This is a genomic window from Streptomyces sp. NPDC057638 (assembly GCF_042800315.1).
Lineage (GTDB): Bacteria > Actinomycetota > Actinomycetes > Streptomycetales > Streptomycetaceae > Streptomyces.
The window spans coordinates 18,769-43,168 of record NZ_JBHVHF010000027.1; the positions used below are offsets into that span (position 1 = coordinate 18,769).

Consider the following 24,400-nt stretch of genomic DNA (forward strand, 5'->3'; position numbering starts at 1 on the left):
GGCGCGTTCTGGTCAATCTCTGGCGGGCGCCCGGTGGTGGGGGCGTCCACCGTGATGCGAGGCTGAGTGGTATGAACATCCCTTTCTTGGACAACTGGCTCAAGCGGCAGGACCCCGCTGCCGAGGAGGGCGGGTTTCCTGGCGCGGACACCGACCCGGAGCGCTCGGCCGCCATCGCCGAGCTGTTCTCCGAGTGCGAGCTGCTGCGGGTGCGGGCCGAGCGGCTGGGTCTTGAGCTGGACGACACCCCCGACTCGCTGGCCGCCCTGGACCAGTTGCCGCCGCGTTGGCGGGATGACCCGGAGGAGCTGCCCTGGGTGGGCAATGACGCCGGGCTCTACCTCGGCACGGTGATCGTGCGGACCGTCCCGGGCGCGGTGTGGCACATCTGGCCCGGCGGTCATCCGGTGGTGCGGCTCGCCTCCGGCCGGGAGATCGGTGTGGTCGAGGCGGGACTGGACTGGGCGGTCCATGGCGCGCCGGAGCTGTCGCAGGTGTACGCGGAGGCGGCGGAGGCGTAGCGGCGCCGGTGGCACCGGCACCGCGCGACCCGGTGCCCGCGTCCGGCTCCGCGCCGGGGTGCCCGCGCCGGACTCGGTCCGTGCCGCCCCCAGGCCGCCGCCCGTAGCGCTGCCGCCGTCCGTAGCGCTTCCGGGCGGCCGGATGCGCGTCCCCCGGCCGGACGCGTACCGGAGCGGGGTACTCCGGTGCCAGGGCTCGTGGCCGTCCCGGAGCCACCTCTCTTCGCCGCTCCTCATCCCAGTCGGCCGGCCGGGGCCCACCGGCCCGCACGCGCGCCCGGGGCCGCCGTGCCCCGCGCCGCCGCCCGTACCGCTTTCGGGCGCCCGCGCGCCGGTCGGCGCCGGTGGAGCGCGCCCGACCTCGGAGCCGTACGCGCTCCCTCCCTGGCCCGAGAGCGCCCCCAGCCGCTCCGACTGTCACTCAATACGGCTTATGCGCCGTTCATGCGTGTCGTGTGCGAAGTCCCTTATCCGACTGGATAGTTTGCGCTGACCTCGACACAAGCGATGAGTGGGTAGGGCAGCGTATGGCCGTCGTCGATCCGTTGATCGAACTGCGGGGCGTCAACAAGTTCTATGGGCAGGCGCATGTCCTCCAGGACATCGACCTCGTGGTGGGGCGCGGGGAGGTGGTGGTGGTCATCGGGCCCTCCGGATCGGGGAAGTCGACCCTGTGCCGGACGGTCAACCGGCTGGAGTCGATCGAGTCCGGGCAGATCCTCATCGACGGTGAGCCCCTGCCCGAGGAGGGCAAGGAGCTGGCCCGGCTCCGGGCCGAGGTCGGCATGGTCTTCCAGTCGTTCAACCTCTTCGCCCACAAGACCGTGCTGGCCAATGTCTCCCTCGCGCCCGTCAAGGTCAGACGGCGCAAGCGCGAGGAGGCCGATCAGCGCTCCCGGGAGCTGCTGGACCGGGTGGGGCTGGCCGCACAGGCCGACAAGTACCCCGCCCAGCTCTCCGGTGGACAGCAGCAGCGGGTGGCCATCGCCCGCGCGCTCGCCATGGATCCCAAGGTGATGCTCTTCGACGAGCCCACCTCGGCGCTCGACCCGGAGATGATCAACGAGGTCCTGGAGGTGATGCAGCAGCTCGCCCGGGACGGGATGACCATGGTGGTGGTCACCCATGAGATGGGCTTCGCCCGCTCCGCCGCGAACCGGGTGGTGTTCATGGCCGACGGCCGGGTCGTCGAGGACCGCGCCCCCGAGGACTTCTTCACCCACCCGGAGAGCGACCGGGCCCGGGACTTCCTCTCCAAGATCCTCAAGCACTGAGCGGGGGATCAGAATGAGACAACATCCTCGCGGTGGCGACGACGCCCGCGCCCCTCGCCCGGTGACCTCCCGGAGTACGGAGGCGGCCCGGCCCGCCCGCGCCGCCACCGGGCGCCCCCGTGTCTCCCGCACCACCCGTGTCACCCGTGTCACCCGTGTCACCCGTTCTTTCGTGGTCCTCGCCCTGATCGCCGCCATGGCCAGCGCCGGCTGCGGCAAGGAGGGCAGTCCTCCGGTCAAGGGACCCCAGCCCGAGGCGCTGCCGCACTACCAGGTCGACACCGCGTTCCAGCTGCCCTCCTCGCCCACCTGGGTACGGGCGAAGAAGCGCGGCCACTTCGTCGTCGGCGCCAAGGAGGACCAGCCCTACCTCGGCGAGAAGGACCCCGCCACCGGCGTCTACTCCGGTTTCGACATCGAGATCGCCCGGATGGTCTCCGCCTCCCTGGGGCTCGATCCCCAGAAGATCGTCTTCCGGACGATCGCCTCCGCCAACCGCGAGACCGCCCTCCAGAACGGTCAGATCGACTACTACGTCGGCACCTACACCATCAACGCCAACCGCAAGAAGCTCGTCGGCTTCGCCGGGCCGTACTACATCGCCGGTCAGGACCTGCTGGTGCGCACGGACGAGAACGACATCAAGGGCCCGCAGGACCTGAAGGGCAAGCGGGTCTGCTCGGCCGCCGGTTCCACTCCGTACCAGCGCATCCAGCAGGACTACCCACAGGCCGACCTCGTCTCGTACGACACCTACTCCATCTGTGTCGACAATCTGCTCACCTACCAGGTCGACGCCGTGACCACCGATGACGCGATCCTCATCGGCTATGCCGCCAAGGCCCCCGACGAACTGAAGGTGGTCGGCGCGCCGTTCTCCCAGGAGCCGTACGGGATCGGGGTGCCCCGCCCCGACAACGCCTTCCGCTTCGCGATCGACGACGCCCTGGAGGCCAACGAGAAGAACGGCAACTGGAAGAAGGCGTATGACGCCACCCTCGGCCTCTCCGGGGTCCCGGCGCCCACGCCGCCCCCGATCGACCGCTACCCGGCGAGCTGAGGAGCCACCAGTCCCCCATGGACGTACTGACCGACAACTTCTCCCTCTACGCGGAGGGATTCCTCGGCACCGTCGAGCTGACGTTCTTCTCCTCGCTGCTCGCGCTCGTGCTCGGCTTCCTGATGGCCGCCTTCCGGGTGGCGCCCGTCGCCTCCCTGCGCGCCTTCGGCACCGCGTGGGTGACCGTGCTCCGCAACACCCCGCTCACCCTGCTCTTCTTCGCGGTCCTGCTGGGGCTGCCCCGGTTCGGACTCGTGCTGCCCTTCGGGGTCTTCGCGGTCATCGCGCTCGGCTGCTACACCTCCGCCTTCATCTGCGAGGCGCTGCGCGCGGGCATCAACACCGTCCCCCGGGGCCAGGGCGAGGCCGCGCGCAGTCTGGGGATGACCTTCGGCCAGACCCTGACCACCGTGGTGCTGCCGCAGGCGTTCCGTACCGTCATCCCGCCGATCGGATCCACGATCATCGCCCTCGCGAAGAACTCGGCCATCGCGGGCGCCTTCAGCGTCACCGAGCTGCTCGGGACGTACAAGACCCTCAGTGAGCTGGGCTACAACATCATCTGGACCTTCGTCTGGATCGCCGTCGGCTATCTGATCATCACTCTCACCATCAGCGCCCTCTTCAATGTGCTGGAGAAGCGCTATGGAGTCGCCCGATGACCGATTCCTCCGCCCTCTACGACATCCCCGGCCCCCGCACCCGCGCCCGGCACCGGCTCTACGGGATCATCGCGACCGTCGCGATCCTGGCGCTGCTGGGCTGGGTGCTCTATCTGCTCTTCGACACCGGGCAGTTCACCGCCGCGAAGTGGACCCCCTTCGAGTACAAGGGCATCCAGGAGCTGTTGCTCCAGGGGCTGGCCAACACCCTCAAGGCGTTCGCCTACGCGGCGGTGCTCTCACTGCTGCTCGGGGTGATCCTGGCCAGCGGGCGGCTCTCCGAGCACCGGGTCCCGCGCTGGATCGCCACGGTCCTGGTCGAGTTCTTCCGGGCCATGCCGGTACTGGTGATGATCTTCTTCATCTTCGTCGCCCTGAAGGTGCAGCCGCTGCCCGCGCTGGTCGCCGGGCTGACCCTCTACAACGGCTCGGTGCTCGCCGAGGTCTTCCGCGCCGGGGTCAACTCCGTGGACCGGGGCCAGCGGGAGGCCGCCTACGCGCTGGGCCTGCGCAAAACCCAGGTCATGACGCATGTCCTGGGGCCGCAGGCGGTCCGGGCGATGCTGCCCGCGATCATCAGCCAGCTCGTGGTCGCGCTCAAGGACACCTCGCTGGGCTATCTGATCACCTATGAGGAGTTCCTGCACGCCGGGAAGCTGATCGCCTCCAACCTCGACTACGACCTGCCGTTCATCCCCGTGGTGATGGTGATCTCGCCGATCTACATCGGGATGTGCATGCTGCTGTCCTGGCTGGCCACGTGGGTGGCCCGCCGGCAGCGGCGCAGCCCCAAGACCCCTCGGACCGGGGCCGCCGACAGCGCGCCGGCCGATCCGGGCGCCCTGCTGCCCGGCGGCCCCCTGGCGAAGGGGTAGCGGGCATCCCCCGGGGCGGTCTTCGGGAAGGCCCGTCCCTCTCCCGCAGGCCGCCCCGGCGCGCCCCCGGGGACGGCGACCGCCCTCGTGTCCCGGCGCTGTCCGCCACCCCGACAGACGGGTGTTCCGGGGGAAAGCACAGGTGAGGGGCGGAAGGGGGTGTTTTCGGAACGATGTTTGAGGCGGTCCTGACGGGTGCCACGCGGTGAACTACAGTGCGCGCACGGAGTGTCGACTGGAGGGAACACGGATGCGTCGTCTCACCGCGCGTCAGGTTTCGGTGCTGGCCGCCGCCACGGCCATGGTCTCGATCGGTGCCACCGTCCCCACCGGTGGTCCGGCCGCCTCGGCCGCCCCGGCCGCTTCGGCCGACGAGCCGAGGAAGACGCCGGTCGCGGTCGGCTCGGGCGGTGCCGTCGCCAGTGTGGACGCCAACGCCTCGGCGGCCGGGATCGAGGTGCTGCGCGGCGGCGGCAACGCCGTGGACGCGGCGGTGGCGGTCGCCGCCGCCCTCGGCGTCACCGAGCCCTACTCGGCGGGGATAGGCGGCGGGGGCTACCTCGTCTACTACGACGCCAAGTCCCGTACCGTACAGACCATCGACGGCCGCGAGACCGCGCCGCGCACGGCGGGCCCCGACCTCTTCATCGAGAACGGCAAGCCGCTCCCGTTCAGTGAGGGCCAGACCAGCGGACTCTCCGTCGGGACCCCCGGCACCCCCGCGACCTGGGCCACCGCCCTGGACTCCTGGGGCAGCCGTGATCTGGGTGAACTGCTCGCCCCCGCCCAGCGGCTGGCCAAGGACGGCTTCACCGTCGACGCGACCTTCCGGGCGCAGACCGAGTCCAACCGCGCCCGGTTCGAGGACTTCCCCGACACGGCCAAGCTCTTCCTGCCCGGCGGGAGGCTCCCCGTCGTCGGCTCCACCTTCAAGAACCCCGATCTGGCGCGTACCTACCGGGAACTGGCCCGCGACGGGGTCGGCGCCCTCTACCGGGGCGCGATCGGACGCGACATCGTCCGCACCGTCCGCACACCCCCCGTCGGCGAGGGCGTCACCCGCAAGGTCCGCCCCGGCGAGCTGTCCAGCCGCGATCTGAGGGCGTACGAGACGATCCGCCGGACCCCCACGAAGGTCTCCTACCGGGGCCTGGACGTCTACGGCATGGCGCCCTCCTCCTCCGGCGGCGTCGGCGTCGGCGAGGGCCTCAACATCCTGGAGCGCTTCGACCTCGCGAACACGTCGGAGCAGCGCTTTCTGCACCGGTTCATCGAAGCCAGCCGGATCGTCTTCGCCGACCGGGGGCGCTGGGTCGGTGACCCCGCCTTCGAGGACGTACCCGCCAGGGGGCTGCTCTCCCAGCGGTACGCGGACTCCCGGTCCTGCCTGATCAAGGACAACGCGGTACTCACCAGCCCGCTGGCACCCGGTGACCCGGCCGACCCGCGCCCCTGCCGTCCCAAGGGCAAGGCCGCGCCGACGACCCACGCGGCGGAGAGCACCACCCATCTCACGGTCGCCGACAAGTGGGGCAACGTCGTCGCCTACACCCTGACCATCGAGTCGACCGGCGGCAGCGCGATGACCGTGCCCGGCCGGGGCTTCCTGCTCAACAACGAACTGACCGACTTCTCCTTCGCCCCGGCCAACCCGGCCGTCCATGACCCGAACCTGCCCGGCCCCGGCAAGCGGTCGCGCTCGTCGATGTCACCGACGATCGTCCTCGACGGCGGGCGGCCGGTGCTCGCGGTGGGTTCCCCGGGCGGCGCGACCATCATCACCACCGTCCTCCAGACCCTGCTGGGGCGGCTCGACCGTGATCTCCCGCTGGTCGAGGCCATCGCCGCGCCCCGCGCCAGCCAGCGCAACCAGACGACGACCGAACTGGAGCCCGGACTGTGGAACAGCCCGCTGCGGGCCGAACTGGAAGCGCTGGGGCACGGCTTCCGGCAGAACCCGGAGATCGGCGCCGCGACAGGCGTCGAGCGGCTGTCCGACGGCCGCTGGCTCGCGGCGGCCGAGAAGGTGCGCAGGGGCGGCGGTTCGGCCATGGTGGTACGCCCCAGCGATGGCCGCTGTGACACGGCCCGCTGCGGTACGGCGGACATCGCACCGCGCTGACGGCGGTCCCCGGATCCGTCCGTGGGCGCGTGGCACCCCGGTGACGAGGTGTGGGACACCTGGGTGACGAGGCGCGGGACATCCGGTCCATGACACGCGTACCGGGCGAACTCGCCTGGCGTAGCACACTCGTATGACCGTCATATAGAGAGAAGAACGTGGCCCGCTCGGGGAGATCGCCGAGTGGGCCACGGTTCTTAGGGCGACGGGGTGACCGGGGTGAGTGGCGCGGCATGTCGGAGGACGGGCGGGGCGCGGGATCGATAGGGAGGCATGTCCGCACAGAAAGGCGAACCTCCATGCATCCTCGTACGCTCGCGCTCGCCGCCGCCTCAGGCGCCGCCGTTCTCGCCGCCGCCGCGCTGCCCGCCAGTGGCGCGCGCGCCATGGCACCCCAGGTACCCGGAGTCCTCGAAGGGACCGTCGGCGCCGCCGAACTGCTGGCCAAGGTCACCCAGTGCGACCGGATCTCCAACGGCCTCTACCGCAAGGACGCCGGGGCCTCGCCCACCGTCCCGGTCTGCGGGCTCAATGGCGCGGTCTTCTGGAAGGCCGATATGGACATCGACTGCGACGGCCAGATCACCACGGAGTGCAACTCCTCCACCGACAAGTCCTTCCTGCCGGACACCTCGTTCCACCAATCCGACGGAAAGCCGCTGAACTCGGAGAAACTTCCCTATGTCGTGGTGCCCAGCCCGAGTTCCCTCTGGCGCTACACCGCCGACGGGATCAAGGGCGGTGGCGTCGTCGCCGTGATCTACGACGGCGAGGTGCGCTACGGGGTCGTCGGTGACACCGGGCCCGCGCAGATCATCGGCGAGGCGTCCTACGCCATGGCCCAGTCGCTGGGGATCGACCCGGACCCGGCCACGGGCGGGGTGGCCTCCGGCGTGACGTACATCCTCTTCACCGACGCCCAGGTCTCGCCGATCGAGAGCCACAGCGCGGCGGTGACCCTGGGGGACGCGCTGGCACATGAGTTCCTGCTGGCCAACTAGGCCCTGTCCGGGCCTAGGTCCGCGTGCCGGGCCCGCGTGGCGGTCGGGTGGGGTGGGGGCGCCCGTGGCCCTGCGCCGTCGGCGCGCCGGGCCCGCACGGGGGTGTGACGCGGCTGTGTCCGTGCTGTGACCCATCGGGGGTGCGCGCCGGTCGGCTTCCCCGTAGCTTCGGGTCTCGTCGGCCGGGCGCCCCGCGCCCGGGACCCTGGCGATCGGTGGCGGTGACGGTGCGTCAACTTCCTGCGGAACGTGAGGCGTTCACCCGGTATCTGGCCGGGCTGACCGCCCGGCTGGATCATGAGCGCGGCTGGTACGCCGTCTTCCTCGACCGTGATCCCGAGGGGATGCGGCTCTGTGCGGCGGGGGTCGAGGTCCCGCCGTGGGACCTGGTCGAGAGCCTGCTCCACGATCTGGTGACCGCGCACGGCTCCGGCTTCGTGGCGGAGGAGGAGGCCCGCGCCCGCAGGCTCCACTCCGCCGCCGTCTCCGTCTTCGACCGGCGGCCGGGCGGTGTGCAGGCGCTGGAGGCCGGGGTGGAGCGGACCCGTGGCGAGCTGATCCGCGCGACCGTCCACGCCGACGAGCTGACCCGGCTGCTGGAGTCCCCGCCGCGCGGCGCGGACGACGCGGGTGAGCGGGAACGTGTGGTGCGCGAGCTGCGGTGGGCCCATGATCTGCGGGCCCGTGCCACCGCTCGCCTCGCCGAGCTGCGCGGCCGTCTGGACGCGCTGACGGACCGTACCCCGGCCGCCGCGCCGCCGCCGTTGCTCAGTCCGTCACCGGAGCCGCCGGAGTCAGGCGAACTACGGGATTCAGGCCGGGCTCCGGTGGCCCTTCCCGGCCCACTGCCCCCCGCCGCCCCGGACACCACCGGGTACGGGGGTGCCCCGGGTCACGGTGGTGCCGTGGCCCCGTTCGCGGCGGAGCCGCCCAGCGCGGGGCCGGATGCCGGGCCGGACGTCGGGGCGGACCCCGCCGCCGTACGGGCCGGGAACGGCGGGGACCCGTACGGCGACGGCCCCCCGGTCCGGGCCGAGCGGCACCAGGAGCGCCAGGAGGAGGAGCGGCGGGGGCCGAAGCAGAAGGCCCGGCGGCGGCGCTCGCTGGGGGCCCGGTTCGCGGGGGCGCGCGCGCCCCACGCCGGGGAAGCCGCCACCGATCCGGCGCGGTACGAGACCGCCGAGGGCCGTTCTCCGGCCGGCGGGAGTGTCGCCGGTGCCGCCGGGGACGGAGCCGGTACGGGGGGTACGGCGCGGCCGGGACGAGCCGTCGGTGCCGGGGACGGGATGGCCGTCGACCCGGCGGGATCCGCTCCGTTTCCTGGCGGTGGGGGTGGTGGTGGGTTCAGCGGGGTCGGCTCGGTCAACGGGGTTCACGGCAACGACCGGCCCGACGGGGTCACCGGACCCGATGAGGCCATGGCGCCGTACGAGGCTCATCAGCCCGCCGCGCCCGCTGATCCCCACGATCCCGACGAGGCCGCCGTGGCCCATGGGGCCCGTGAAGTCGCCGGGACGCTGGCCCTGCTGCGGCGCCAGGGCCGGGGCGGGGAGGCGTACGGACTGATCTGCGAGGCCGCCGCCCTGCCCGCCGAGTGGCTGCCCGCCATCGGGGAGGCGCTGCACCACGCCGGACTCGGCGCCGACTGGACCACCCTGCTGTGGGAGGCCGCCGCCCAGCCGCTGCCCCGGGTCGCGGCCGTCGCCGCCGCCCTGTCCGAGTGGGGCTGGGACGACGACGGAGCCCAGTTGCTCCGCCAGGGCGTGGTGCGGCCGGTGGCCGAGATCGCCGACACCGTGCTTCTCCTCGACGACCTGGGGCAGGGCGACCGGGCGCCCGCCCTCCTCATCGCCTGCGTCCAGCAGCACAGCGCCGCCGACGCGGCCAGGGTCGCCGACCCCGCGCCCGCCCGGCTGGTTCCGGCGCTGCTCGCCGCCGCACGGGCGGCGGGCGGCTCCCATGAGCGCGATCTGACGCACGCGCTGCGGGTCGCAGGCCATCTGGAGCGATGAGCGTGGAGGGGCGAGCCCCGGACGGCCGGGCCCCGCCCGCCCCGTGCCCCGCCCGCCCCGGGCCCCGCGTGCCGCCCCGTGCCCTGCCGTCCGCCCCGGCGCGCACATGGGCCTGGCGCGCCCCTCGGCACCCCCGCGCGCCTGGCCCGGCCGGATCACGCCCGCTTCCGCTGCCCGCACTCCGCACCGCGTGCCTCCCCGTGCCGGGCGGTACGGCACCGCGCCTCCGGGCCGCCGATCACCCCCGTACCGGCGGCCACCGACCCCGCCCCACGGGCCACTTGCTCCCCCGTACGAGTGAATCAAGATCGACTCCGCCGGTTCGCGGCGATGGTCTTGCACCGCTTGGTGACGGGGCTTAGGTTCTCCATCTACGCACCGCGTCTACGTGCGTAGAGGCTCGCTGACGTCCGGTCGAAGGAGCAGCTCATGGCCACTGTCGTACGCGCCGCACTGGTCCAGGCCAGCTGGACCGGCGACACCGAATCCATGATCGCCAAGCATGAGCACCACGCCCGTGAGGCGGCCCGCCGTGGCGCCAAGGTCATCGGTTTCCAGGAAGTCTTCAACGCCCCGTACTTCTGTCAGGTCCAGGAACCCGAGCACTACCGCTGGGCCGAGCCCGTCCCCGACGGGCCCACCGTGAGCCGGATGCGCGATCTCGCCCGGGAGACCGGCATGGTGATCGTGGTCCCCGTCTTCGAGATCGAGGGCTCCGGTCTCTACTACAACACCGCCGCCGTGATCGACGCCGACGGTTCGTACCTCGGCAAGTACCGCAAGCACCACATCCCGCAGGTGAAGGGGTTCTGGGAGAAGTACTACTTCCGCCCCGGCAACGCGGGCTGGCCCGTCTTCGACACCGCCGCCGGACGGATCGGCGTCTACATCTGCTACGACCGCCACTTCCCCGAGGGCTGGCGCCAGCTCGGTCTCGCCGGTGCCCAGCTGGTCTACAACCCCTCCGCCACCTCGCGCGGGCTCTCCGCCTACCTCTGGCAGCTCGAACAGCCCGCCGCCGCCGTGGCCAACGAGTACTTCGTCGCCGCGATCAACCGCGTCGGCCAGGAGGAGTACGGCGACAACGACTTCTACGGCAGCAGCTACTTCGTCGACCCGCGCGGCCAGATCGTCGGCGAGGTCGCCAGCGACACGGCGGAGGAACTCGTCGTCCGCGACCTCGACTTCGGTCTGATCGACACCGTGCGCCAGCAGTGGGCCTTCTACCGGGACCGGCGGCCCGACGCCTATGAAGGGCTGGTGAACCCGTGACCCTGTACGACCGGCACCGCGCCGTCATCCCCGACTGGGTCGCCCTCTACTACCAGCGGCCCATCGAGCTGACCCACGGCGAGGGCCGCCATGTCTGGGACGCCGACGGCAACCGCTATCTCGACTTCTTCGGCGGCATCCTCACCACCATGACCGCCCACGCCCTGCCGGAGGTCACCAAGGCCGTCGCCGACCAGGCCGGGCGGATGATCCACTCCTCCACCCTCTACCTCAACCGCCCCATGGTGGAGCTGGCGGAACGGATCGCCGCCGTCTCCGGCATCCCCGACGCCCGGGTCTTCTTCACCACCTCCGGCACCGAGGCCAACGACACCGCCCTGCTGCTGGCGACCGCGCACCGCCGCACCAACCAGATACTCGCGATGCGCAACAGCTACCACGGCCGCTCCTTCTCGGCGGTCTCCATCACCGGTAACCGGGGCTGGTCGCCCACCACCCTCTCCCCGCTCCAGACCCTCTACGTCCACGGCGCCGTCCGCAGCCGGGGCCCCTACGCCCAGCTCTCCGACGAACGGTTCGTCAAGGCGTGCGTGGCCGACCTGGAGGACCTGCTCGGCCACACCCATGACGTCGCCGCGCTGATCGCCGAGCCGATCCAGGGCGTCGGCGGCTTCACCGCACCGCCCGACGGGCTCTACGCGGCCTTCCGCGAGGTCCTCGCCCGCCACGGCATCCTCTGGATCTCCGACGAGGTCCAGACCGGCTGGGGCCGCACCGGTGACCACTTCTGGGGCTGGCAGGCCCATGACGGCAGCGGTCCGCCGGACATCCTCACCTTCGCCAAGGGCATCGGCAACGGCATGTCCATCGGCGGGGTCGTCGCCTCGGCCGCCGTCATGAACTCCCTCGACGCCAACTCCATCTCCACCTTCGGCGGCTCCCCGGTCACCATGGCCGCCGGGCTCGCCAACCTCTCGTACCTCCTCGAACACGACCTCCAGGGCAACGCCCGCCGGGTCGGCGGACTGCTGATCGAGCGGCTGCGGGGCGTCGCCGCGACCGTTCCGGCGGTACGGGAGGTACGCGGCCGGGGGCTGATGATCGGCATCGAACTCTCCCGGCCCGGCACCGACGAGGCCGCCCCCGAGGCGGCGGCCCAGGTCCTGGAGGCGGCCCGGGAGAACGGGCTGCTCATCGGCAAGGGCGGCGGGCACAACACCAGCGTGCTGCGGATCGCCCCGCCGCTGTCGCTGACCGTCGCGGAGGCGGAGGAGGGGGCCGCGATCCTGGGGCGGGCGCTGAGCGTCCTCTGAGCACCCGTCAGCCCCGCCCGGGGCCGGGGCCGTGACCGGTGCCGTCTCCGTGACCGTGACTCCGTACCGAGTCCGGCCATGACCCCGTACGCGGCCTCCGGCCGGGCCCGTACGCGGCCACGACGGCCCCCGCCCGTATCAGGCGGAGGGCCCGACGGCCCCCGGACCACCCGTGCCGCGACGCCCGGCCGACACCCCAAGGGAGCGCACCCCATGAGCACCACCCGCACCCTCATCCGCGGCGGTCTGGTCATCACCGCCGCGGACGAGATCCACGCCGACGTCCTGATCGACGAGGGCCGTGTCGTCGCGCTCGCCGCGCACGGCACCTCCGTCGCCGACTCCTGGACCGCCGAGCGCGTCATCGACGCCTCCGGCAGATATGTCATCCCGGGCGGCGTCGACGCCCACACCCATATGGAACTGCCGTTCGGCGGGACCTTCGCCTCCGACGACTTCGAGAGCGGCACCCGGGCCGCCGCCTGGGGCGGCACCACCACGATCGTGGACTTCGCGGTCCAGTCCGTCGGCCACTCCCTGCGCGAGGGGCTCGACGCCTGGTACGCCAAGGCGGACGGCCGCTGCGCCATCGACTACGCCTTCCACATGATCCTCTCCGATGTCCAGGACTCCTCGCTCAGGGAGCTGGACCGGCTGGTCGAGGAGGGCGTGACCTCGTTCAAGCTCTTCATGGCCTACCCCGGCGTCTTCTACAGCGACGACGGCCAGATCCTGCGCGCCATGCAGCGCTCCGCCGCCAACGGCGGGCTGATCATGATGCACGCCGAGAACGGCATCGCCATCGACGTCCTGGTGGCACAGGCCCTCGCCGCCGGTCACACCGACCCCCGCTACCACGGCGAGGTCCGCAGAGCCCTGCTGGAGGCCGAGGCGACCCATCGCGCCATCGCGCTCGCCCGGGTCGCCGGAGCCCCGCTCTACGTGGTCCATGTCTCCGCCGAGGAGGCCGTCGCCGAGATCGTCACCGCCCGGGACAAGGGGCTGCCCGTCTTCGGCGAGACCTGTCCCCAGTACCTCTTCCTCTCCACCGACAACCTCGCCGAGCCGGACTTCGAGGGCGCCAAGTACGTCTGCTCCACTCCGCTGCGCCCCCGCGAGCACCAGGCGGCGCTCTGGCGCGGGCTGCGCACCGACGACCTCCAGGTGGTCTCCACCGACCACTGCCCCTTCTGCTTCTCCGGTCAGAAGGAACTCGGCCGGGGCGACTTCTCCAAGATCCCCAACGGACTGCCGGGCGTGGAGAACCGGATGGACCTCCTCCACCAGGCCGTCCTCGACGGCCGTCTCACCCGCCGCCGCTGGATCGAGGTGGCCTGCGCCACCCCGGCGCGGATGTTCGGCCTCTACCCCCGCAAGGGCACCATCGCGCCCGGGTCCGACGCCGACGTGGTGATCTACGACCCGGCCGCCGAACAGACCATCTCCGCCCGGACCCACCATATGAACGTCGACTACTCGGCGTACGAGGGACGCCGGATCACCGGCCAGGTGGAGACCGTCCTGTCCCGTGGCGAACTCGTCCTCGACCGCCGCACCTTCACCGGACGGGCGGGGCACGGGCGGTACGTCCCGCGCGGGACGTGCCAGTACCTCGGCTGAGGCGCGGCGGGACCCGGCCTCCGCACGCGGCGGGGCATCCGTACGCGGGCTCCCGGCACCGGGCCCCGGCCGCGCGGGCTCCCGGCCCTCCGGCCACGTCACACGGCGGTCCCGCACCGTGCGGGGTCCTCCGCGGGGGACCCCGCACCGCACCACCCGGGCCGGGAGGCACCCTCCCGGCCCGAACACCCCACGGCAAGGAGCAGTGACCCCCATGGACTTCGGACTCGTCCTCCAGACCGACCCGCCCGCCTCCGCCGTGGTCGACCTGATGCGCAGGGCCGAGCGCCAGGGCTTCCGCTACGGCTGGACCTTCGACTCGGCGGTGCTCTGGCAGGAGCCCTTCGTCATCTACAGCCGCGTCCTGGAACACACCGAGCGGATGATCGTCGGACCGATGGTCACCAACCCCGCCACCCGCAGCTGGGAGGTGACCGCCTCCACCTTCGCCACCCTCAACGACATGTACGGCAACCGCACCGTCTGCGGCATCGGCCGGGGTGACTCGGCGCTGCGCGTCGCCGGACGCGCCCCCACCACCCTCGCCCGGCTCGGCGACGCCATCGACGCCATCCGCGACCTCGCCGAGGGCCGCGAGACCGTCGTCGACGGCCAGCCGCTGCGGCTCGCCTGGGTGGAGGAGGGCCGGCTGCCCGTCTGGATGGCGGCCTACGGGCCCAAGGCCCTGGCGCTCGCCGGGCAGAAGGCCGACGGCTTCATCCTCCAGCTCGCCGACCCCTACCTCACCGAGACCATGGTGCGGGCCGTACGGACCGCCGCCTCCGACGCCGGACGCGACCCGGACGCGCTCACCATCTGCGTCGCCGCGCCCGCGTACGTCGGGGACGACCTCGCCCACGCCCGCGAACAGTGCCGCTGGTTCGGCGGGATGGTCGGCAACCACGTCGCCGACCTCGTCGCCCGCTACGGCGAACACTCCTCCCTGGTGCCCGAGGCGCTCACCTCGTACATCGCGGCACGCGAGGGCTACGACTACAGCCACCACGGCCGTGCCGGGAACCCCTCGGCGGACTTCGTGCCCGACGAGATCGTGGACCGCTTCTGTCTGCTGGGGCCGGTGGAGGCGCATGTGGAGAAGTTGCGGGCGCTGCGGGCGGTGGGGGTGGACCAGTTCGCGGTGTACGCGATGCACGACGCGAAGGAGGCCATGCTCGACGCGTACGGGACGTCCGTGATCCCGGCCCTGTCCTCGTGACCCGGCGCCCGTGCCACTCCCCGCACGGGCGTCCCGCACGGCCGGGCACCCCGGGCCCCGGCCCGATCCATCAGACAGGCCCTACGGGGCGAAGGGGTCCCCGAGCACTCCGGCGAGCCGGATGAGACCCCGTTCGCCCCGGTCCGTGGCGACGACGTAGACGGTGTAGGCCCATCCCCGCTCAGTGGCGTACTCCTCGGCCCAGGCCAGGAGTTCACCGATGTCGACCTCGCCGAGGATCTCGTACTCATGGGAGTGGGTGTTCAACCGGTCCCAGAAATAGACCCGGTAGCGGGCGTGGTCCTGTTCCCATGTGGTGTCTCTGGGGTCGATGCCGCGAATCTCCATGCGCGCAGCCTAGGCCGCGTGCGCGCAGCCCCGCCTGGCCCGCGACGCCCGGCACGCTCCCCCTGGGCCCTGCGGCCCGGGAGGTGCCCCCACCCCTGGGCCCTGCGGCCCGGGAGGGGCCCCACCCCTGGGCTCTGCGGCCCGGGGGTACTCCCAGCACCGGACACCGCAGCCCCCGCCCCCTGGACTTCGTCCAGGGGAGGACGGCGCTCCTGTGCGGACACGACCTACGCCGCGTGCGTGCGGGCCGGTCCGGGTGAATCGTGTGGTGCTCCCCGGGCCGGAACACCGCACCAGGGAGCACCGGCAGGACCCGGGTCAGGGCAGGCGCCTGGTCCACTCCTCGGCGGCGAACTTGGTGCGGACCAGGTCCTGGGCGTGTGCCATCTCCTCCTCCGTCACCGCCCCCTGGGTGAGCCCGTACCGCGCCCGGAACGACTCGATCATCCGCTCGATCACCACCCCGCGCGCCAGCCCCGTCTGCCGCCGCAGCGGATCCACCCGCTTCTTCGCGCTCTTGGTGCCCTTGTCGGAGAGCTTCTCCCGCCCGATCCGCAGGATCTCCGTCATCTTGTCGGCGTCGATGTCGTACGCCATGGTCACGTGGTGCAGCACGGCGCCCGGCCCGCCGTCGGGGCCGACCATCCGCTTCTGGGCGGCGCCCGCGACCTTGCCGACCTCGGTGGCGATGTCGTTCAGCGGCTGGTACCAGGCTTTGATGCCCATGTCGCCGAGGGCGCCGAGGACCCAGTCGTCGAGATAGGCGTACGAGTCGGCGAAGGAGAGTCCGGAGACCAGGGACTCGGGCACCGAGAGCGAGTAGGTGATGGTGCTCTGCGGCTCGGCGAACATCGCCCCGCCGCCGGAGATACGGCGGACGACGGTCACGCCGTGGCGGGCCGCGCCCTCGGCGTCGACCTCGTTGCGCAGGGACTGGAAGCTGCCGATGATCACGGCGGGGGAGTCCCACTGCCAGACCCGCAGGGTCGGGGGCCGCCGCCCCGCCGCGACCTCGGCGGTGATGACCTCGTCCAGCGCCATGTGCAGCGCGGGTGGCTGGGGGGCCTCGTGGATGAGCTGCCAGTCGTAGTCGCTCCAGTCGGTGGCCTGGGCGAGGGCCCGCCGTACCGCGATGGCGACGCTCTCCGTGGTGAAGCCGAAGAGGACCGCCGACGCGGGCAGCACGGCGTCGATCCGGGCGGTGAGGGCGGCGGTGTCGGTGTCGGAGGGGGCGCCCTCCAGGGCCGCGTCGATGAGCGCGATGGCGTCGTCGGGCTCCAGGAAGAAGTCCCCGCCCACCCGGACGTTGCTCAGCCGCCCGGTACCGCCGTCGACATCGAGATCGACGACCACCAGCTTGCCGCCGGGAACCTTGTACTCGCCGTGCACGCCACGCCTCCACCGGTCAGGGACCCGCGGCCGGTCGCGGGGGTCCTGGCCCCACCGTAAACCGCCGTCGGCGCGCAGGGGCCGGAGGGAGCGCGGGTGCCCGGCGGCGGCGGTGGGACGTTCCGCCACGCGGGCCTCCGGCAGGGCCCCGGCCGTGACGGGACCCGCCCCCCGGCCGGACCGGCACGGCCGGGCGCCAAGCGCCCCGGGCCGCCCGCGGCCCCGAGTCCGGGGCCCGTCGCCGGGTGTCAGAGCACCGTGCTTAGCTGGACCTATGATCGACGACTTCCTCACTGGTGACCTGTCCGCTGTCGACGGGGCGATCCGTAAGGCCGCCGCCGCCGAGATCCTCCCGAGGCACCGCCAACTCGCGGCCGACGAGATCGTCGAGAAGAACGGTCCGCACGACCTGGTGACCGTCGCCGACCGGCTGGCGGAGGAGCACCTGACCGCCTCCCTGACCCAGCTGCTGCCCGGTTCCGTCGTCGTCGGCGAGGAGGCCGTCCACGCCGACCCCGCCGTCTACGCCGCGCTGGAGGGCGACGCGCCGGTCTGGATCGTGGACCCGGTCGACGGCACCCGCCAGTTCGTCCGGGGCGAGTCCGGCTTCTGCACCCTGGTCGCGCTCGCCCTCGGCGGCGAGATCCTCGCCTCGTGGACGTACGCGCCCGTCCTCGACGAGATGGCCACGGCGATACGGGGGCGGGGCGCCCTGCTCAACGGCGCCCCGCTGCGTACCCGTGGCCCCCGGCCCGGGGCCGATCTGGAGGTGGCGACGTCGCACCCCGACTACACCACCCCCGAGCAGAAGCGCGCCCTGCTGGGGCTGGACACCCCCGGTGTCCGCCCGCGCCCCTGTGGCGCGGCCGGTCTTGAGTATCTCGCCATCGCGCGCGGCGCTCTGGACGGTGTCGCGTTCTCCTGGGAGCACGCCTGGGACCACGCGGCGGGCCTCCTGCTGGTCGCGGAGGCGGGCGGCACCCACCGCACCCTCTCCGGCGAGCGTTTCCGGCTCCACGGCGGCAACGCGCTCCCGTTCACGGCGGGCGGGTCGGAGGAGACGGTGGCCCGGCTGCTGGGCCTGCTGCGCGGCTGAACCCGGGCGATCCGCCGTCTGGGACGCGCCGGGCTGTGCGTATGACGGTGCGAGCCGAGCCGCATGCATGGCGGCGCGCTGGGCCGTGCGCGGGTGGAGGCGGGTGGCGTCAGGCCGGGGGAGCGCGGTGCTGAGAGTGCCGGGCTGTGCGTTGCCGGTCGTGCCTGGCGTGTCCGGGTGGGTCCGGCCTGTGCGTACGGGTGGGTCCGGCCGGTGCGTACGGGTGCGTCCGGCCGGTGGATCCGGCGGTGCGGGCGGGGTGTGTGTGGCCGGTGCGCATGGCGGCGCATCCGGCCCGGCGCGTCCGGGTGCGTCCGTATCGTGGGGCCAGCGGTGCGTCCAGACGGGTCCGGACCTGTGGGTCCGGCGGCACACGGCGGCCCGCCCCGCGTCCCGGCGGCCCCGCCGCGTACCGCTTCCCCGCGTGGCACCCCCGAATATCCTGGGAAGCCTGGCCCATCCCGTGGTGAAGGAGTCCGGACGTGACGCCGATGCTGGATGCCGCCGTCGTGGGCGCCGGGCCCAACGGGCTCACGGCCGCCGTGGAGCTCGCGCGCCGGGGGCTCTCCGTCGCCGTGTTCGAGGCGAAGGGGACCGTCGGCGGGGGTGCCAGGACCGAGGAGCTGACCCTGCCGGGCTTCCGGCACGACCCCTGCTCCGCCGTCCATCCGCTGGGGATCGGCTCGCCCGCCTTCGCGCAGATGCCGCTGGCGCGGTACGGCCTGGAGTGGCTCCACCCCCGGCTGCCCATGGCGCATCCCTTCGACGACGGCACCGCCGCGGTGCTGGCCCGTTCGGTCGCGGAGACCGCCGCCTCGCTCGGCCCCCGTGACGCCGGGGCCTACCGGCGGCTGGTCACGCCGTATCTCGGCCGCTGGGACGGGCTGGTGCGGGACTTCATGTCGCTTCCGCTGACCGCGCTGCCGCGCGATCCGCTGCGGCTGGCCCGGTTCGGCGCGGCCGCGCTGCCTCCGTACGCCTGGACCATGCGCCGCTTCCACGACGACCGGGCGCGGGCGATGCTCGCCGGGCTGGTCGCGCATGTCATCGCCCCGCTGGACGGGGTGGCGACCACGGGCGTCGGGCTGCTGTTCGCGCTCGCCGCGCATGAACGGGGGTGGCCGGTGCCGCGCGGAGGCTCGCAGTCGATCGCGGACGCGCTCACCGGCTATCTGCGGGACCTCGGCGGGGCGGTGCACACCGACTTCGAGGTCAAGCGGCTGGATGACCTCCCCCCGGCGCGCGCCTATCTCTTCGACACCTCGCCCACCGCGCTCGCCCGGATCGCGGGCCTGGGCAGCGCCTACGCGGGGTACCGCTACGGCGCCGCCGCGTTCAAGATCGACTACGCGCTGGACGGCCCCGTGCCCTGGACGGCACCCGAGGCCCGGCGGGCCGGGACGGTGCAGATCGGCCCCTCCAGCCGGGAGATCGCCACCGCGCTGCGCCAGGCCACCGGCGGGCAGGCCCCCGAGACCCCCTTCCTGATCACGGCCCAGCCGAGCCTGGTCGACCCGGGCCGGGCACCGCGGGGCCGTCAGGTCTTCTGGGCGTACGGCCATGTGCCCCAGGGCTGGACCGGCGATCTCACCGAGGCGATCGAGCGCCAGCTCGAACGGTTCGCGCCCGGCTTCCGCGACCGGGTCCTGGCCCGGGCGACCGCGGGCCCCGCCGAGCTGTTCGCCCGTAACGCCAACTACGTCGGCGGCGACATCGCCTGCGGCGCCGCCAGCGGCCTCCAGCTCCTCTTCCGCCCCCGCCCCACCCTCTTCCCCTACGCCACCCGGCACCCCTCGGTCTTCCTCTGCTCCGCCGCCACCTGGCCCGGCCCGGGTGTCCACGGCATGTCCGGCCACAACGCGGCCAAGGCGGTCTGGCGCTCCCTGCGCCATGCGCTGTAGGTGCCGCGCGGGGTGCCAGGTCGGCGAAGGCTCATGTCGGATTTCCGCCAGCCCCAGCGGTGCGGGCGCGCGATGCTGGAGACATGCACACCGACACCGAGCGCTGCGTCCGCGCCGTCCGCTCCAAGGACGCCCGATTCGACGGCTGGTTCTTCACCGCCGTCCGGACCACCGGGATCTACTGCCGTCCGAGCTGTCCGGTCGTGCCCCCGAAGGCCGAGAACATGACCTTCTACCCGAGCGCCGCCGCCTGTCAGCAGGCCGGGTTCCGCGCCTGTAAGCGGTGCCGCCCCGACACCTCCCCCGGCTCACCCGAGTGGAACGCCCGCGCCGACACCGTCGCCCGTGCCATGCGGCTGATCCAGGACGGTGTCGTGGACCGCGAGGGCGTCCCCGGACTCGCCACGCGCCTGGGGTACTCCACCCGCCAGATCGAGCGCCAGCTCCTGGCCGAGCTGGGCGCCGGGCCGCTCGCCCTCGCCCGCGCCCAGCGGGCGCAGACCGCCCGGCTGCTGATCGAGACGACCGCGCTGCCGATGGCGGAGATCGCGTTCGCGGCCGGATTCTCCTCCGTCCGCACCTTCAACGACACCGTCCGCGAGGTCTTCGCCCTCACCCCCGGGGAGCTGCGCTCCCGCGCCGGACGGACCGGCGGCCCCCCGGCCCCGGCGCCCGGGGTGATCAGCCTGCGGCTGCCCTACCGCGCCCCGCTCGACCCCAGCAACCTCTTCGGCCATCTCGCCGCCACCGCCGTGCCCGGCGTCGAGGAGTGGCGCGACGGCGCCTACCGGCGCACCCTCGCCCTTCCCTACGGCCATGGTGTGGTCGCCCTCACCCCGCGGCCCGACCATGTCGCCTGCCGGCTCTCCCTCACCGATCCGCGCGATCTGACCCTCGCCATCAGCCGCTGCCGCTGGCTGCTCGACCTCGACGCCGACCCGGTCGCCGTCGACGAGCAGCTGCGCGCCGACCCCCTGCTGCGGCCCCTGGTCGACACGGCCCCGGGACGCCGGGTGCCCCGGACCGTGGACGCGGCGGAGTTCGCGGTACGGGCGGTCCTGGGCCAGCAGGTCTCCACCGCCGCCGCCCGCACCCACGCCGCCCGGCTGGTCACCGCGTACGGAACGCCCGTGGACGACCCCGAGGGCGGGCTGACCCATCTCTTCCCGGACCCGGTGGCGCTCGCCGGGCTCGACCCCGAGGCGCTGGCGCTGCCCCGCAGCCGCCGCACCACCCTCACCACCCTGGTCGGCGCGCTCGCCGACGGCTCGCTGAAGCTCGGCGTCGACAGCGACTGGGACCAGGCCCGCGCCCAGCTCGCCGCGCTCCCGGGCTTCGGCCCGTGGACCGTCGAGGTGATCGCGATGCGCGCCCTCGGCGACCCGGACGCCTTCCTCCCCACCGACCTCGGGATGCGCCGGGCGGCGGCCGGACTCGGCCTGCCCGCCACCCCGGCCGCGCTCACCGCGCACGCGGCGGCCTGGCGCCCTTGGCGCGCCTACGCCGTCCAGTACCTGTGGGCCACCGACGACCACCCCATCAACCACCTCCCCGCCTGACCGCCCGGAAAACCTCCCGGAAGACCGCCCGGAAGACCGCCCGGAAAACCTCCCGGAAAACCTCCCGGAAAACGGAGAAGGACCAGCACCATGACCCGTGTCCACACCGTCATCGACAGCCCCTACGGCGCGCTGACCCTGGTCGCCACCGACGGCGTCCTCAGCGGGCTGTATATGACCGACCAGCGCCACCGACCCGCCGAGGAGACCTTCGGCGCCCCCGACCCGGCCCCCTTCACCGAGGCCCTGCGCCAGCTCGACGCCTACTTCGCCCGCGAGCTGACCACCTTCGACCTGCCGCTCGACCTCTCCGCGGGCACCGACTTCCAGCGGCGGGTCTGGGAGCGGCTGCTGGCCATCCCGTACGGCGAGACCCGCAGCTACGGCGAGCTCGCCCATGAACTCGGCAACCCCCAGGCCTCGCGCGCCGTCGGCCTCGCCAACGGCAAGAACCCGGTCTCGATCATCGTCCCCTGCCACCGCGTCATCGGCTCCACCGGCAGCCTGACCGGGTACGGGGGCGGGCTGACCCGCAAGCAGCGCCTGCTCTCCTTCGAGTCGGGCGACACCGAGCCCGCCGCCCTCTTCTGAGCGAGCCCGGGGCGCCCGGCCCTGGACCGCGACGGCACCGGATCACGCCGTCGCGGCCAGCCGGGCGGTACGCGCCGCCAGCTCGCTGATACGGGCGTTGTCGAAGCCCAGGACCGCGCTGCGCACCCGGTCCCCGAGCGGTGCGGTCCACTGCCCGGGGATCCCCGACGCCCCGCAGAGCACCCCGGCCACCGACCCCGCGGTCGCCCCGCACGAGTCGGTGTCCTGACCACCGCGCACGGTCAGGGTCACCGTCTCGGTGAAGTCACCGCCCCCGTACAGCAGGCCCGCCGTGATGACGCCCGCGTTGGGCACGGCGTGGATCCAGTGCAGCCCCTCGGTGGCGCGCTCCAGCTCGGCGAGGTTCTCCGGCCACGCGGCGCCCGCGTCGTACAGGGCCGCCGTCGCCCGGACCGTGCGGGCCAGCCTGCTGTTCGGCGGGATCTGGCCCAGCGACGCCGCCACGGCCTCGCGCGGGCCGCCCGCGGTGAAGGCGGCGGCGATCAGCGCGGCGGCCCACATCGCGCCGTGGACCCCGTTGCCCTGGTGGGAGAGGACCGCGTCCCGGCGGGCGAGGGCGGCGGCGCGGGCCGGGTCGCCGGGGGAGGTCCAGCCGAAGACGTCGGCGCGGATCAGGGCGCCCACCCACTCCTGGTAGGGGTTTTGGTGGGAGGCGGTCAGCGGCGGCTTGAGCCCGTTGGCGAGATTGCGGTACGCGATCCGCTCGGCGGTGAAGGTCTGGAGGTAGGGCAGCCGCCGCAGCCACATGTCGCCCACCTGCTCGGTGGTGAAGCCGAAGCCGTGCGCCTCCAGCAGATGGAGCCCGAGGATCGAGTAGTCCACGTCGTCGTCCCGGCAGCTGCCGTGGATCCGGCCCCGGACGCACTGCGGCCACTCCGGCCGCAGATCGAACTCGCCGGGCTCGGTGTCGGAGGGCGGCGGCGGCAGATAGTCCCGCAGCGGGAACGCGCCCGTGCGGCGCAGATAGCGGTCGATGCGCTCGCGTGACCAGTAGTCGCCGCGCTCCACCGGTTTGCCGAGCATATTGCCCGCCACCCGGCCCAGCCAGCCGCCGAGGATCCGGTCCGAAAGCTCCACATGTCGCAGTCCCATGGCTACGGCCTACCCCGTTTGTCCGCTGTCGAGGGTGGCACGTCCGCCGACCGGGCGGATACTGTCGGTCGCGGCGCGACTGCCTGTTCGACAGCGAGGGATACGAAGTGACGAACGGAGCAGTGATCCCGCCCGCCCATGTCCTGGTGGCGGCGGACAAGTTCAAGGGCTCGCTGACGGCCGCCCAGGTCGCCGAGCGGGTGACGGCCGGGCTGCGGCGGGCCGTGCCCGGTCTCGCGGTGGAGTCGCTCCCGGTCGCCGACGGCGGCGACGGCACGGTCGCGGCGGCGGTGGCCGCCGGGTTCACCCGGCGCGAGGCCCGGGTCACCGGACCGCTGGGCACCCCCGTGACCGCCGCCTACGCCCTGCGCGGCGGGACCGCCGTGGTCGAGATGGCGGAGGCGTCCGGGCTCCAGCGGCTGCCCGGGGTCGGCCCGGAGCGGTTCGCCCCGCTCACCGCCACCAGCCGGGGCACCGGCGAGCTGCTGCGGGCCGCCCTGGACGCCGGGGCGCGCACGATCGTCCTCGGGGTCGGCGGCAGCGCCACCACCGACGGCGGCGCGGGCATGCTCAGCGCCCTCGGGGCCCGGCTGCTGGACGCCTCGGGCGCCGGGCTTCCGCCCGGGGGAGCGGCGCTGGGCGCCCTGGCCACCGTGGATCTGTCCGGGCTCGACCCCCGGCTCACCACGGCCGAGCTGATCCTGGCCAGCGATGTCGCCAACCCGCTGACCGGCCCGGACGGCGCCGCGGCCGTCTACGGCCCGCAGAAGGGCGCCACCGCCGACGACATCACCCTGCTGGACGCGGCCCTGGCCCACTACGCCTCGGTGCTGGGCCCGGAGCGCGCGGCGGACCGGGGCGCCGGGGCGGCCGGTGGTGTGGGGTACGCGGCGCTGGCGGTGCTCGGAGCGCGGGCGCGGCCCGGGATCGAGGTCGTCCTCGATGTCCTCGGCTTCGCGGCGGCCCTGGAACGGGCGACCCTGGTGATCACGGGGGAGGGCTCCCTCGACACCCAGACCCTCCAGGGCAAGGCCCCCGCCGGGGTCGCCGCCGCCGCCCGCGCCCGGGGCCGTGAGGTGGTCGCGGTCTGCGGCCGTCTCGCCCTGACCCCGGCGGAGCTGGCCGGGGTGGGCATCGCCCGCGCCTACGCCCTGCTGGACCTGGAGCCCGACCCGGAGCGCTGCCTGCGCGACGCGGGACCCCTGCTGGAGCGCCTGGCCGAACGGCTGGCCCGGGAGACCCCGCTGTCACCGTAGGCCGTGTCCGCGCGGCAGCGCCGTCCTCCCACCGGGGCGAGGCCCCGGGAGAGGGGCCCGCGACGTCCGCCACCCTGGGCTCCCGGGGGAGTGCCGGGCGTCCGCAGGCCGGGCGGGACCGCGCGGGCACCGCCGAGCGGCCCGCGCCGCTTCCTCAGCTTCCTCCGCTTCCGTACGAGGAGGGTTCCCCGCCTCCGTACGCTCCCGTACACGCCCGAGGGCCCGGACACGGTGAGTG

Annotated in this window: 20 protein-coding genes; 17 read left to right on the forward strand and 3 right to left on the reverse strand. The window is 73.4% G+C overall.

The genetic code is table 11. The annotated features are described in order from the left end of the window. Positions 1 to 71 precede the first annotated feature (71 nt). From ACFVIM_RS06440 to ACFVIM_RS06495, 12 genes are all read left to right on the forward strand, one after another. Positions 72 to 521, forward strand: a complete 450-nt coding sequence (locus ACFVIM_RS06440) for a DUF6278 family protein (protein ID WP_384299249.1) — start codon at positions 72 to 74, stop codon at positions 519 to 521. Positions 522 to 1,048: 527 nt separating this feature from the next. After that, entirely contained in the window at positions 1,049 to 1,795 is a 747-nt protein-coding gene (locus ACFVIM_RS06445) for an amino acid ABC transporter ATP-binding protein (RefSeq protein WP_384299251.1), read from the forward strand. A gap of 196 nt (positions 1,796 to 1,991) precedes the next feature. Continuing rightward, positions 1,992 to 2,855, forward strand: coding sequence for a glutamate ABC transporter substrate-binding protein (locus tag ACFVIM_RS06450; RefSeq protein WP_384299301.1), 864 nt, complete (start codon positions 1,992 to 1,994; stop codon positions 2,853 to 2,855). A gap of 17 nt (positions 2,856 to 2,872) precedes the next feature. After that, positions 2,873 to 3,517, forward strand: a complete 645-nt coding sequence (locus ACFVIM_RS06455; protein ID WP_384299254.1) for an amino acid ABC transporter permease — start codon at positions 2,873 to 2,875, stop codon at positions 3,515 to 3,517. Beyond that, a complete protein-coding gene (locus ACFVIM_RS06460) occupies positions 3,514 to 4,392 on the forward strand; it encodes an amino acid ABC transporter permease (protein ID WP_384299257.1) in 879 nt (292 codons plus the stop codon). Before ACFVIM_RS06455 ends, ACFVIM_RS06460 begins: the two co-directional genes overlap by 4 nt. 250 nt (positions 4,393 to 4,642) lie before the next feature. Then, on the forward strand, positions 4,643 to 6,514 hold the full coding sequence (gene ggt / locus ACFVIM_RS06465) for a gamma-glutamyltransferase (RefSeq protein ID WP_384299260.1): 1,872 nt from the start codon (positions 4,643 to 4,645) through the stop codon (positions 6,512 to 6,514). A gap of 299 nt (positions 6,515 to 6,813) precedes the next feature. Continuing rightward, on the forward strand, positions 6,814 to 7,515 hold the full coding sequence (locus ACFVIM_RS06470) for a glycoside hydrolase family 75 protein (RefSeq protein WP_384299263.1): 702 nt from the start codon (positions 6,814 to 6,816) through the stop codon (positions 7,513 to 7,515). 227 nt (positions 7,516 to 7,742) lie between these two features. Then, positions 7,743 to 9,527, forward strand: coding sequence for a hypothetical protein (locus ACFVIM_RS06475; RefSeq protein WP_384299266.1), 1,785 nt, complete (start codon positions 7,743 to 7,745; stop codon positions 9,525 to 9,527). Between the two features lie 429 nt (positions 9,528 to 9,956). Beyond that, on the forward strand, positions 9,957 to 10,799 hold the full coding sequence (locus ACFVIM_RS06480) for a nitrilase-related carbon-nitrogen hydrolase (RefSeq protein ID WP_384299269.1): 843 nt from the start codon (positions 9,957 to 9,959) through the stop codon (positions 10,797 to 10,799). Continuing rightward, a complete protein-coding gene (locus tag ACFVIM_RS06485) occupies positions 10,796 to 12,073 on the forward strand; it encodes an aspartate aminotransferase family protein (RefSeq protein WP_384299272.1) in 1,278 nt (425 codons plus the stop codon). Before ACFVIM_RS06480 ends, ACFVIM_RS06485 begins: the two co-directional genes overlap by 4 nt. A 213-nt stretch (positions 12,074 to 12,286) precedes the next feature. Next, positions 12,287 to 13,693 carry a dihydropyrimidinase gene (hydA, locus tag ACFVIM_RS06490; RefSeq protein WP_384299275.1) on the forward strand — a complete coding sequence of 469 codons (1,407 nt, stop codon included), beginning with the start codon at positions 12,287 to 12,289 and terminating at the stop codon, positions 13,691 to 13,693. Positions 13,694 to 13,907: 214 nt separating this feature from the next. Further along, the gene (locus ACFVIM_RS06495) at positions 13,908 to 14,909 is read left to right on the forward strand and encodes a TIGR03842 family LLM class F420-dependent oxidoreductase (RefSeq protein WP_384299278.1); all 1,002 of its coding nucleotides are present in this window, start codon (positions 13,908 to 13,910) and stop codon (positions 14,907 to 14,909) included. Between the two features lie 81 nt (positions 14,910 to 14,990). On the opposite strand, the gene ACFVIM_RS06500 is transcribed toward ACFVIM_RS06495, so the two are convergent. Both ACFVIM_RS06500 and ACFVIM_RS06505 read right to left on the reverse strand, forming a co-directional pair. Next, positions 14,991 to 15,257, reverse strand: coding sequence for a hypothetical protein (locus tag ACFVIM_RS06500; RefSeq protein ID WP_384299281.1), 267 nt, complete (start codon positions 15,255 to 15,257; stop codon positions 14,991 to 14,993). A gap of 318 nt (positions 15,258 to 15,575) precedes the next feature. Next, the gene (locus ACFVIM_RS06505) at positions 15,576 to 16,646 is read right to left on the reverse strand and encodes a biotin/lipoate A/B protein ligase family protein (protein WP_384299284.1); all 1,071 of its coding nucleotides are present in this window, start codon (positions 16,644 to 16,646) and stop codon (positions 15,576 to 15,578) included. Positions 16,647 to 16,920: 274 nt separating this feature from the next. Between ACFVIM_RS06505 and ACFVIM_RS06510 the strand changes: the two genes are divergently transcribed. The 4 genes from ACFVIM_RS06510 to ACFVIM_RS06525 all read left to right on the forward strand — a co-directional run bounded on the left by ACFVIM_RS06510 (position 16,921) and on the right by ACFVIM_RS06525 (position 21,793). Further along, positions 16,921 to 17,742, forward strand: coding sequence for an inositol monophosphatase family protein (locus ACFVIM_RS06510; RefSeq protein ID WP_384299286.1), 822 nt, complete (start codon positions 16,921 to 16,923; stop codon positions 17,740 to 17,742). 491 nt (positions 17,743 to 18,233) lie between these two features. Beyond that, on the forward strand, positions 18,234 to 19,643 hold the full coding sequence (locus tag ACFVIM_RS06515) for a phytoene desaturase family protein (RefSeq protein ID WP_384299304.1): 1,410 nt from the start codon (positions 18,234 to 18,236) through the stop codon (positions 19,641 to 19,643). A gap of 83 nt (positions 19,644 to 19,726) precedes the next feature. Next, positions 19,727 to 21,202, forward strand: a complete 1,476-nt coding sequence (locus ACFVIM_RS06520) for an AlkA N-terminal domain-containing protein (RefSeq protein ID WP_384299289.1) — start codon at positions 19,727 to 19,729, stop codon at positions 21,200 to 21,202. A gap of 90 nt (positions 21,203 to 21,292) precedes the next feature. Further along, the gene (locus ACFVIM_RS06525) at positions 21,293 to 21,793 is read left to right on the forward strand and encodes a methylated-DNA--[protein]-cysteine S-methyltransferase (protein ID WP_384299292.1); all 501 of its coding nucleotides are present in this window, start codon (positions 21,293 to 21,295) and stop codon (positions 21,791 to 21,793) included. Between the two features lie 42 nt (positions 21,794 to 21,835). Here ACFVIM_RS06525 and ACFVIM_RS06530 read toward each other — a convergent pair whose 3' ends face one another. Continuing rightward, positions 21,836 to 22,906: an ADP-ribosylglycohydrolase family protein gene (locus tag ACFVIM_RS06530; RefSeq protein WP_384299295.1), complete on the reverse strand. Its 1,071-nt coding sequence runs from the start codon at positions 22,904 to 22,906 to the stop codon at positions 21,836 to 21,838. Between the two features lie 107 nt (positions 22,907 to 23,013). Between ACFVIM_RS06530 and ACFVIM_RS06535 the strand changes: the two genes are divergently transcribed. Continuing rightward, a complete protein-coding gene (locus tag ACFVIM_RS06535) occupies positions 23,014 to 24,162 on the forward strand; it encodes a glycerate kinase (RefSeq protein ID WP_384299298.1) in 1,149 nt (382 codons plus the stop codon). Positions 24,163 to 24,400 lie beyond the last annotated feature (238 nt).